The sequence below is a fragment of the Sphingomonas sp. genome (assembly GCF_035555815.1).
Lineage (GTDB): Bacteria > Pseudomonadota > Alphaproteobacteria > Sphingomonadales > Sphingomonadaceae > Sphingomonas.
The window spans coordinates 1-10,860 of sequence record NZ_DATMGG010000110.1; the positions used below are offsets into that span (position 1 = coordinate 1).

The 10,860-nt window shown below is 68.6% G+C and carries 9 protein-coding genes; 1 reads left to right on the top strand and 8 read right to left on the bottom strand.

All coding sequences use genetic code 11. The features are described from left to right. From VNR91_RS06080 to VNR91_RS06110, 7 genes are all read right to left on the bottom strand, one after another. Positions 1 to 419, bottom strand: a 419-nt coding sequence (locus tag VNR91_RS06080) for a PCRF domain-containing protein (protein ID WP_325489879.1), incomplete at its 3' end; no start/stop codon positions are given. Positions 420 to 482: 63 nt separating this feature from the next. Further along, entirely contained in the window at positions 483 to 3,008 is a 2,526-nt protein-coding gene (locus VNR91_RS06085; RefSeq protein ID WP_325489880.1) for a penicillin-binding protein 1A, read from the bottom strand. Between the two features lie 63 nt (positions 3,009 to 3,071). Next, positions 3,072 to 4,322: an N-acetylmuramoyl-L-alanine amidase gene (locus VNR91_RS06090; protein WP_325489881.1), complete on the bottom strand. Its 1,251-nt coding sequence runs from the start codon at positions 4,320 to 4,322 to the stop codon at positions 3,072 to 3,074. Between the two features lie 298 nt (positions 4,323 to 4,620). Continuing rightward, entirely contained in the window at positions 4,621 to 5,799 is a 1,179-nt protein-coding gene (locus tag VNR91_RS06095; RefSeq protein WP_325489882.1) for an acetyl-CoA C-acyltransferase, read from the bottom strand. Positions 5,800 to 5,824: 25 nt separating this feature from the next. Then, the gene (locus VNR91_RS06100; RefSeq protein ID WP_325489883.1) at positions 5,825 to 6,280 is read right to left on the bottom strand and encodes a MaoC family dehydratase; all 456 of its coding nucleotides are present in this window, start codon (positions 6,278 to 6,280) and stop codon (positions 5,825 to 5,827) included. Between the two features lie 208 nt (positions 6,281 to 6,488). After that, the gene (locus VNR91_RS06105; protein WP_325489884.1) at positions 6,489 to 7,598 is read right to left on the bottom strand and encodes a mechanosensitive ion channel family protein; all 1,110 of its coding nucleotides are present in this window, start codon (positions 7,596 to 7,598) and stop codon (positions 6,489 to 6,491) included. A gap of 14 nt (positions 7,599 to 7,612) precedes the next feature. Beyond that, positions 7,613 to 8,617 (bottom strand): DNA topoisomerase IB, encoded by a 1,005-nt coding sequence (locus VNR91_RS06110; RefSeq protein ID WP_325489885.1) that lies wholly within the window; start codon positions 8,615 to 8,617, stop codon positions 7,613 to 7,615. 152 nt (positions 8,618 to 8,769) lie between these two features. Here VNR91_RS06110 and VNR91_RS06115 point away from each other — a divergent pair, with 152 nt between their 5' ends. Further along, complete coding sequence (locus VNR91_RS06115) at positions 8,770 to 9,708, top strand: right-handed parallel beta-helix repeat-containing protein (RefSeq protein WP_325489886.1); 939 nt, start codon at positions 8,770 to 8,772, stop codon at positions 9,706 to 9,708. Positions 9,709 to 9,789: 81 nt separating this feature from the next. Here the strand turns inward: VNR91_RS06115 and VNR91_RS06120 are convergent. Then, positions 9,790 to 10,860, bottom strand: a 1,071-nt coding sequence (locus tag VNR91_RS06120) for a hypothetical protein (RefSeq protein WP_325489887.1), incomplete at its 5' end; no start/stop codon positions are given.

The following is a 10,860-nucleotide window of genomic DNA, read 5'->3' on the forward strand; positions in this document are numbered from 1 at the left end:
TGGCTCTCGGTGCCGCCGGCGCCGGCGTTGATCTCGACATAGCTGTCGTTGCCGTCGGCCTCACCCGCCAGCAGCGCCTTGACCTTGTCGGCGTTGGCGCGCTTCGCCAGCGCGGCGAGTTCCTGGATCCCGCCGTCGACCATTTCGGCGTCGCCTTCGGCATCGGCCATCTCGATCAGCTCGACGGTATCGCCCAGCTCGCGCTCGATCGCGCGCGTCGCGGTGATCGCCTCGTCGAGCCGACGGCGCTCGCGCATCACCTCCTGTGCCGCCTTGGGATCGTTCCACAGCGCCTGATCCTCGACGCGCGCGTTCAGCTCGTCGAGCCGGCGCAGCGCCTGGTCCCAGTTGAGGAAGCGACGCAGCAGCGCGAGCGCGTCGTTGATGACATCGACATGAGCTTGCGCTTCGGCGCGCATGGGAAAAACTCCAGAAAAACACGGCGGGGCACGTTCCGCCCCATCGCTATATAGGGGCGGGCGCTAGTAGATTCCGCCTTCCCTTTGCAAGAATTCGCTGTCGCGCGGACGTTCGGCGCGCGGGGCGGCCTGGGTCGCGACCGCCTTGGGCGCGTCGTCCTCCTCGGTCGTGCGCCGTCCGCGGCGCGGCTCCGCTTCGGGCTTGAACGCTTCCCAGATCACCGCGGGACGATCGTCGTTGCTGGTCGGCCACGCGCCATAGACCGGCCGGCCGCTGGCGCGGTCGATCCGCATCAGCCGGATGCCCGGCGGCGCGCGGAACGGCACCACCGGCATCCCCTCGAACGCCTTCTTCGCGAAATCCTTGAAGATCGGCGCGGCGATCGATCCGCCCTGGGCATAGCCGCCCAGGTTCGACGGACTATCATAGCCCAGGTACAGCCCGCCGATCATCTGCGGCGTGCCGCCGACGAACCACACGTCGGTCGGGCCGTTGGTGGTGCCGGTCTTGCCCATCATCGGCCGGCCCAGATCGCGCAGCACGGTGGCGGTGCCGCGCTGGACCACCCCCTCGGTGATGTGGACCATCTGGAACGCGGTCATCGCGTCGACCGCCTGGCGCCAGCGGATCGCGGGGCGCGGCATCGGCTTTCCGTCCCAGTCGGGCGCGTTGCAGCGATCGCACGCGCGCCAGTTGGCCGGCCAGATCACCTTGCCGTGGCGGTTCTGCGCATAGTCGATCAGCGTCGGCGTCAGCGCACGGCCGTGGTTGACCAGCGTCGCATAGGCGTTGACCATCCGCGACACCGTCGTCTCCCCCGCGCCCAGCGCATAGGACAGGTAGGCGGGATATTTCTCTGTGCTGACGCCCAGCCGCTGGATCATGTCGACGACGTGGTTCATGCCGACCGTCGCCGCGGCGCGCACCGTCATCAGGTTGCGCGACTGTTCGATGCCCCAGCGCATCGTGTGCGGCCCGGAACCGCCGCCGCCGCCGAAGTTACGGAAGCATTTGTTGCCCAGCCGCCCGCCCTGATAGACGCAGAACGGCCCGTCGACGATGATCGTCGCCGGGGTCATCCCGTTGGCCAGCGCCGCGGAATAGACGATCGGCTTGATGGTGGAGCCCGGCTGGCGCATCGCCTGCGTCGCGCGGTTGAATGCGCCGAGCCGCGAATCGAACCCGCCCTGCATCGCCAGCACGCGGCCGGTCGCCGGCTCCTCGACCACGAACGCGCCCGACACCCTGGGCACGCTGCGCAGCGCCCATTGGCTGCCCTCCGGCGCCACGGCGATGATGTCGCCGCGCTTCAGCGCCGCAAAGGCGGTGCCGCCTTGCCCGCGCACCGGCATCTGCGCGGCGGCGCGCGGCAGCGTGCCCGTCTTGCCGTCGCTGAAGCCGATCGTCGCGGCGTCGCCGGCGGTATCGATCACGATCGCCGCGCGCCAATCGCTATAGCCGATGCCGAGGTTGGTCGCGGTGAACGGCCCGAACCACTTGTCGCCCTCGATCACCGCCCGGCCCAGCGGCCCCGACCAGCCGCGCCCGCGATCGAAACGCAACAGACCGTCGCGCAGCGCGTCTTGCGCATATTGCTGGAGTTTCGGATCGTATGACGTGCGCACCCACAGCCCGCCGGCATAGACGCTGTGCGGCCCATCCTTGTCGGTCTCGCCGAACCGGTCGAGCAGCTCGCGGCGCACTTCCTCGACGAAATAGCCGCCATTGGGGTCGAACACCGGGGTGCGCCGGCTGACCGTGCCCAGCGGCTCGGCGACGGCGGCGTCGTGCTGGGCCTGGTTGATGAACTTGTTGCGCAGCATCTCGCCCAGCACCCAGTTGCGCCGGGTCAGCGCGCGTTCCGTATTGCGCTCGGGGCTATAGTTCGACGGCCCCTTGGGCAGGATCGCCAGATAGGCCATCTGGGCGAGGCTCAGCTCGTCCAGCTCCTTGTCGAAATAGGCGTGGCTCGCCGCCTCGACCCCAAAAGCGTTGCGGCCAAGTGCGATCGAATTGAGATAGAGTTCGAGGATCTGCTGCTTGGTCAGCGCGCTTTCGATGCGAAACGCGAGCAGCCCCTCCTTGGCCTTGCGGATGTAACTGACCTCGTTGGTCAACAGCAGGTTCTTCACCACCTGCTGCGTGATGGTCGAGGTCCCGCGCGGGGTCTGGCCGCGTACGACGCCGTCGAACGCCGCGCGCACCAGTCCCGGATAATCGAGTCCGCCATGTTCGAAGAAGGTGCGGTCCTCCGCCGCCAGGAAGGCGCGGACCAGCAGCGGCGGATATTCGGCATAGGACAGTTCGACGCGGCGTTCGCGCGCATAGCTGTGGATCGGGGTGCCGTCGCCGCCGCGCACGTTGGTCGGCAGCGGCGGTTCATAGGTCTTGAGCTTGTCGACCGACGGCAGCCCGCTGGCGATCGCCATCCATAGTCCGCCAAGAACCACCAGCGCGGCGCCCGCGAGGTAGGCGAGCCATCGAATCCAGCGCCGCGCCCACAGCCGCCCGATCGCGCTGCGGATGCCGCTGGTGTCGCGCTGCAAACGCAGGCGAAAGTCGGGCTGGTCGGCGGCACTCTCGGACATCGCCGGCGGGTCTAGGGCCTGTCCTGCGCTGGGGCAATGGCTAGCGCGACGCGCCGTGCGGCGTCAGCGCGCCGCCATTCGTGTGGCGAAGTGGACGGTCACCGCGCGGCGGACGCTTTCGGCCACCTTTTCGCGGCCTGCGCGCGAATTCAGGAAATCGGCGTCGCGCTGGTTGGAGATATAGCCGGTCTCGAACAGGATCGACGGCATGTCCGGCGCCTTGAGCACCATCAGCGACGCCATGCGGTGGAACGCCGCCTTGGTCGGAATCAGCGGCTTGGCCTCGCGTCCCAGCAGGCGGGCGAAGCTGGCCGAGGTGTTCATCGTCTCGCGCTGGGTCAGGTCGATCAGGATCGACGAGATGTCGGGGGACGCATCGCCCAGATCGACCCCGGCAAGCACGTCCGCCTTGTTCTCGCGCGCCGCCAGCCGCGCCGCTTCCTTGTCGGACGCGACTTCCGACAGGGTATAGACCGTTGCGCCCGATGCGTCGGGGTTGCCGGCGCTGTCACAGTGGATCGAGATGAACAGGCTCGCCCCTAGTCGGCGGGCGATGCCGTAGCGATCCTGGAGGATCAGGAAGCGGTCGTCGTCGCGCGTCATCGCCACGCGCACGCGCCCCGAAGCCAGCAGTTCGTCGCGGATCGCCTTCGCGACCTTCAGTGTCAGATCCTTTTCGCGCAGCGTGCCGTCGGGCGAGAGCGCGCCGGGATCATGGCCGCCATGGCCGGCGTCGATCACCACCAGCGGGCGCGACGGATCGCCGGATATGTCGGGCAGCGGCGGCGCCTTGGCCGGTGGCGGCACGGGCATCGCCACGCTGTAGGCGTGCCGCGCCGGTGGCGCGAGATAGTTGAACGGTGGCAGGAATTGCAGCCGGCGTTCGCTGGCGGCGCGGGCAAAGGTGGCGTCGTCGACAGTGCGCAGGGCCAGCGTAAGCGTGCGGCCGTCGTCGCCGAAGCGTCCCTCGGTGACGATCGCCGGCCGGGCGAGGTCCAGCACCACCCGCGCGCCGCCGTCGCGCGCGCCCTGGCGCACCCCCTCTACCGCGCCGCCGCTGGCGCGCGCGGGCGGACCGGGCACCGCGCCGCCCAGATCGATCGCGATCCGGCGCGGGGCGTCGAGCACGAAGGCGCTGGCATCGGCGACGCTGTCGTCGAAGCGGAGGGTGATCGCGTTGCCGCTGACCCGGATATCGCGGATCGTGCCCGCCCAGGCCGGCACCCCAGCCAGCCAGCCGGCGAGAAGGGCGAGAAGGGCAAGCACGGAAACGCTATGCCGCGCCGGTGCGGCGACGGTCCAGCCAAAACGCATTTTCGGGCATCCCCCGGTGATCGACCCGACCGCGATACCGCCGTCGTTTCAAGTCACGGTGAACAGGCGCGGTTAACCCGCGGCTAGGGATGTTTCCGAAAATGCCGGTGACCGGAAAGGGTGAGCGAAACCCGGCCTGTCCCAACCCTTCGGGGCAGGGCGTGGGGCGCGTCGGGGGTGGCGCCACGGCTTCCGTCGGCCTTGCGCGCCGGGTGCGACGCCGGGGTTGTCGCAACGATATGTGCTGACGGCGAAAGCGGACGCGCGAGGGAGCGACCCCGCGCGTCCATGTCGTTTCTTACAGGACTTCGAACAGTCCCGCCGCGCCCATGCCGCCGCCGACGCACATCGTCACGACGACGTACTTGGCGCCGCGGCGCTTGCCCTCGATCAGCGCGTGGCCGGTGCAGCGTGCGCCGGTCATGCCATAGGGGTGGCCGATCGAGATCGACCCGCCGTTGACGTTGAGCAGTTCGTTGGGAATGCCCAGCTTGTCACGGCAATAGAGCACCTGCACCGCGAACGCCTCGTTCAGCTCCCACAGGCCGATGTCGTCCATCTTCAGCCCGTTGCGCTCGAGCAGCTTGGGGATGGCGAACACCGGGCCGATACCCATCTCGTCCGGCTCGGTGCCGGCGACGGCCATGCCGACATAGCGGCCGAGCGGGGTCAGCCCGCGCTGTTCGGCGAGCTTCTCCTCCATCAGCACGCTGGCGGAGCTGCCATCGGACAGCTGGCTGGCGTTCCCGGCGGTAATGGTAAAGCCCGGCCCCATCACCGGCTGGAGCGATTGCAGACCCTCCAGCGTGGTGTCGGCGCGATTGCCCTCGTCCTTCGACAGCGTCACCTCCTTGTAGGTGACTTCCTTGGTTTCCTTGTTGGTCACCGCCATCGTCGCGGTCAGCGGCACGATCTCGTCGTCGAACTTGCCGGCGGCCTGCGCGGCGGCGGTGCGCTGCTGCGACTGGAGCGAATATTCGTCCTGCGCCTCACGGCTGATGCCATAGCGCTTGGCGACCACCTCGGCGGTGCCCAGCATCGGCATATAGACGTCCTTGTGCATCGCCAGCAGCTCGGGATCGGGCGCGACGCGCATCTGCGCGGTCTGGACCAGGCTGATCGATTCGACGCCGCCGCCGATCGCGACGTTCATGTTGTCGACCACGATCTGCTTGGCTGCGGTGGCGATCGCCATCAGCCCCGACGCGCACTGACGGTCGAGCGACATGCCCGACACGGTGACCGGCAGCCCGGCGCGCAGCAGCGAGGTGCGGGCGATGTTGCCGGCCTGATGCCCCTGTTGCAGCGCGGAGCCGAACACGACGTCGTCGACCTCGGCCCCGTCGATCCCGGCGCGCTTCACCGCCTCGCGGATCGCGTGGGCGCCCAGCGTGGGGGAGGGCAGGTTGTTGAATGCGCCGCGATAGGCGCGGCCGATCGGGCTGCGGGCGGTGGAGACGATGACGGCGGAACGCATGGGTCTGTTTCCTTTCGGTGAGCGGTCAGATGAAGAGCTGGCTGATCCATTCGGCGATCATCGCTGGCTTGTCCTCGCCCTCGATCTCGACGGTGTATTCGCTGGTCTGCTGCCACTGGCCCGGGCGCTTCTCGATCAGCTCGAGCAGCTTGAAGCGCCCGCGCACGCGCTTTCCCGAGCGCACCGGCGTGAGGAAGCGGACCTTGTTGCCGCCGTAGTTGACGCCCATCCGCACGCCCGCGATCTGCGGCAGGTCGGTCTTCGACGACAGCAGCGGCATCAGCGACAGCGTCAGGAAACCATGTGCGATCGTGCCGCCGAATGGCGTCACCGCCGCCATCTGCGGGTTGACGTGGATGAACTGGTGATCGCCCGTCGCATCGGCGAACTTGTCGATCATCTCCTGGCTGACCTCGACCCAGTCGGACACGGCTTCCTGGCCGATCTGGGCGGCCCTTTCCTGAATGGTGATCGTTTCCACGGCAATTCCCTCTTGCGGCACTGCGGCACGACGCCTCGACGGCTCCTCAAGCACGGCTGCGCCGCCGCCGCAAGGGGCGGCGGACCGCGATTACGAAGATCGGCGGCGGCGGGGCGATCATCGAGCGAAGCGGTGACGGAACGCGGGCGGCCGTCACCGAACCCGAAGTTCTAAATCATGCCGGCGCCGGGCGGGAGAGGGCGCTGGCTCACCCGCGCGGCGATGGCGGCGTATGCGCGAGGATCGGATCGGCGAAGCTGATTCCCTCCTGCGCGAACCGGCCCAGGATCGCGATCCCCAGCTTGTGGCGCTTTTCGAACAGGACGTCGGCCAGCGGGCTGCGCGAATCGAATTCGACCTCGAATTCCAGCGTGTTCGGGGCAAAATTGACCAGACCGGCGTGGTTGAATCGCAAACCCTGCGCCTCGACCAGCTCCTTCAGGATCGCCGGCACCCGTTCGGCCAGTTCCGCCGGCGTCTCGTAGACCAGCGACAGGGTGAAGGTGCCGCGCCGATACGATCGCTGGGTGATGTTGCGGATTTCCTTGTCGAGCAGGTTCTTGTTGGAGATCACGCGCTCCTCGCCGGTGGTGGCGCGGATGCGGGTCGATTTCAGCCCGATGCGCTCGACCGATCCGGTGGTCTGGTCATAGCTGACCGTCTCGCCGACGCGGAATGGCCGGTCGAAGATGATCGCCAGCGCCGCGAACAGATCGGCGAAGATGCCCTGCGCGGCCAGGCCGATCGCGATGCCACCGACGCCCAGCCCGGCGACCAGCCCGGTGACGTTGACGCCGAGATTGTCGAGCACCACCACCAGCGCGATCGCGAACAGGGCAAAGGTGACCAGGACGCGGATCAGCCCCATCGCGGTGCCGAGCGCGGCGTGGTCGTCCGTCCCGGTACGCGCCTCGACCGCGCCGAGGATGATCTCGCGCGCCCACACCGCCGCCTGGAACACTGCGGCGACGGTGAACAAGAAATGGATCGTCGTCGCCACCGACGGCGGCGCATCGGCATAGCCGGTGACCAGTTGCGCGGCGGTCATGGTGATGAAGACGTTGCCGGTGCGCGCGATCGCGCGCCCGATCACCGTGCGCCAGCCCGCCGGGCCCGGTTCGTTGCGGCACAGGCGCATCCCCAGCCGGCGCAAGCCGTGCAGCGCCAGCCAGATCGCCGCCGCGACTCCGACCGCGATCAGGATCGCCAGCCAGTTGGTGCGCAACCACACCGCACCGTCGGCAAACAGCGTGGTGGCGTGGGCCTGGACCTCGGCCGGGGTGATCTGCGCCTTGTTGGCGGCGGTGATGTTGCTCATCGGAACTCCGTCAGTCAGCTGTGCTTGTGGCCAGTCGGCGGCGAATTTTCCAGCAACTCGATCAGCGCGCGCTCCGCCCGGCTCAGATAGCGGGTCACCCGCGGCAGCGCGCGGGCGCGCAGCGCGGCCTGGTCGCGGGATGCGGCCAGCGTGATCAGCGTCGGGTGGACATAGCTCTTGCGCGCGATCGCCGGGGTGTTGCCCAGGATCGCGGTGACCGGTTCCAGCATCGCCTTCAGCCCGATGTCCCCATCGGCTTCGACCAGCGCGGTGAACGCGATCACGCTGGCGCCCCAGGTGCGGAAATGCTTGGCGGTGAAGTCGGCGCCGGTCGCCGCGCGGATATAGTCGTTGACGTCGCCGGACGTGACCGGGTGTGCCTCTCCGGCGGCATCGAGCCAGGCGAAAAGGTGCTGGCCCGGCAGATCGTGGCATCGCCGCACGAACCGCGCCAGGCTGCGGTCGGTGATGGTCAACCGGCGCATCTTGCCCGATTTGGCGCGGAACTGGAGGCGCAGCGTCGATCCGGCCAGCGCGGCATGGCGCTTGCGCAGCGTGGTGGCGCCGAAACTCTTGTTGGTCCGGGCATAGCCTTCGTTGCCGACGCGCAGCCGGCCAAGGTCGAGCAGCCGCACGACCGCCGCCACCGCCTTTTCCCGGCTCAGCGCCGGGCGGCGCAGATCGGCCTCGACCCGCGCGCGTAATTTGGGCAACGCGCGGCCAAAGCCGGCGCAGCCGTCGTATTTCTCCGCCTCGCGTGCCGCGCGGAAATCGGGGTGGTAGCGATATTGCTTGCGGCCGCGGGCATCGCGGCCGACCGCCTGGATATGGCCGCGCGGATCCGGATTGAACCAGCCATCCCGATAGGCGGGCGGCAGCCCGATCGCGTTCAGCCGGTCGATCTGGTCGCGATCGGCGACGCGGGCGCCGTCTGGCCCCCAATAGCTCCAGCCATGGCTCAACTTGCGCCGGGTGATCCCCGGTCCGCTGTCGTCGCTGTACACGATCCGTGCCGTCACATCGCCTCCGTCATCCGAAGGGCGACCAATGCCCGTGACGGGGAAGCGTTCCGACCGGCGCCCCCAACGGCCTGACCCTAACCCGTCGGTAACCGTTGTCGGTTAAGCCGGGCCGGCGCCGCCTGGATGCCGCGCCGTTCGGGATTGCCGCGATGCGCCTGCTGCTCCTCCTCGCCTCGGTCACCGCGTTATCCGCGCCCGCCTATCCGCAGGGGGAGCGCGCGGCGTTCACCGTCGCCGAAACCGGACAGTCTTTCCGCAGCTTCGATGAGGCGATGGCGGCATTGCAGGGCGGCGACGGCACCATCCGCATCGCGCCGGGCACCTATCACGAATGCGCCGTCCAGGAATCGGGCCGAGTCGCCTATGTCGCGGAGGTGCCGGGCAAGACGATCTTCGAACGCGCGATCTGTGAAGGCAAGGCGACGCTGGTCCTGCGCGGCGCTGGAGCACGGATCGACGGGATCGTATTCACCCACACCTATGTCAACGATGGCAACGGTGCCGGCATCCGCATCGAAAAGGGCGACCTGACCGTCACCCGCAGCATGTTCATCGACGGCCAGTCGGGCATCCTTTCCGCCAACGATCCGTCGAGCAGCATCACCATCGACCAGTCGACCTTCGCCGGCCTGGGCAAGGATCCGACCGGCAACGGCGCGCATTCGATCTACATCGGCGACTATGCGGCGCTGAAGATCACCCGGTCGCGTTTCGAACGCGGCACCGGCGGCCATTACGTCAAGACCCGCGCGCCGCGCGTCGAGATCCTCGATTCGAGTTTCGACGACAGCAAGGGATCGCACACCAACTACATGATCGACCTGTCCAACGGCGCGAGCGGACGCATCGCCGGCAACAGCTTCGTGGTCGGGCCGAACAAGGACAATTACGCGACGATGATCACCGTCGGGCCGGAAGGGATCAAGCACAGCTCCGCCGGGCTTATGGTCGAGAACAACCGGGCGTGGCTCGCCGACGGGTTCAAGTGGAAGACGACGCTGGTCGGCAACTGGTCGGGTGACAAGGTGACGGTGCGGAACAACCAGCTCGCCGACCGGATCACGCCGGAGGGATCACGCTGGTTCTAGCAATTGTGCTCCCGCGCAGGCGGGAGTTCAGGGTCCGGGGCGCCAACGCCTGCAACTCCGCGCACCGGCCGGCAGGCCGTGTCACTCCGCCAGCCGCGACCCCAGCCGCGCCGCCAGATATTCCAGATTGGCGATCCGCCGCCACAGGCCGCTGTCGGTGATCCGGTCCATCGCGAAATAGCGCCGCATCGCTGGAAACGCCGGGTCGATCACCCGCCCCATGTACTCGCCGCCCAGCAGCCCGCCATGCTCGTCCGCCATCGGGCGCAGCCGGCGCTGGATCGCGTAGCTGCGCTGGCGCAGCCAGATCGGGCGGATGCGCGACGACCATTCGTCGAAGCGGTGGCGGCGGCCGGGCGGGCCGGCGAAATCGTGGCCATAGGCGGACATGTGCCGCGCCAGCGCCGGGTCGATCGCGGCCAGCAGCATCGCCTCGAACCGGCCGGCGTGCTTGAGCGCCATCGGCAGCGTCATCGCCTCTGCCACCACCTGATGATCGAGGAACGGCATCAGATAGGCGCCCAGCCGCGCCTCCAGGCTGACCTCCCGCCCGAACAATGCACGGCAGCGCACGCGCGGATAGATGTGCTCGACCAGCCCGCGCGGCAGCGTGTCGCGCTGGTCGACCCCCAGCGCGTCCGCGATCTTGGTGGTGATGCGGCGCAGGAAATCGGTCTCGTCGAACAGCGCGGTGGTGTCGGCCGGGGTGAAGCGGGCGTAGAAGGTCCGCGCCACCGCCGCCGCGCCGATCGGCCGGTCGGGCAGGTAGAAGAAATTGCGGTAGATCTCGCCGCAGCCCCCCGATGCTGCCAGCGCCCCGCCGGCATGGCGCGCCCGCTGCGCGGCGAAATTCCCGCCGTTGTCAAAGATGTTGCCATAGGTCGGCAGCCCGTCAAACGCGTGGAAGTTGCGCTCGACCTGCTCGGCAAAGGCGTCGGGGGCGAGCGGCTGTTCCGCCTTGTTGATCCACGCGACGGGAAAGCCCTCGGCCGCGCCGATCGCCCGCGCGATGGCGACGTCGGCGTCGCCCGGCGGACCGTAGACATAGACGTCCGGCCGCGCTCCCGCCGCGCGCAACGCGCCCAGCAGCAAACGCGAATCGAGTCCGCCCGACAGCGGGCAATGGATGGCGTTGCCGAACGCGCCGACATG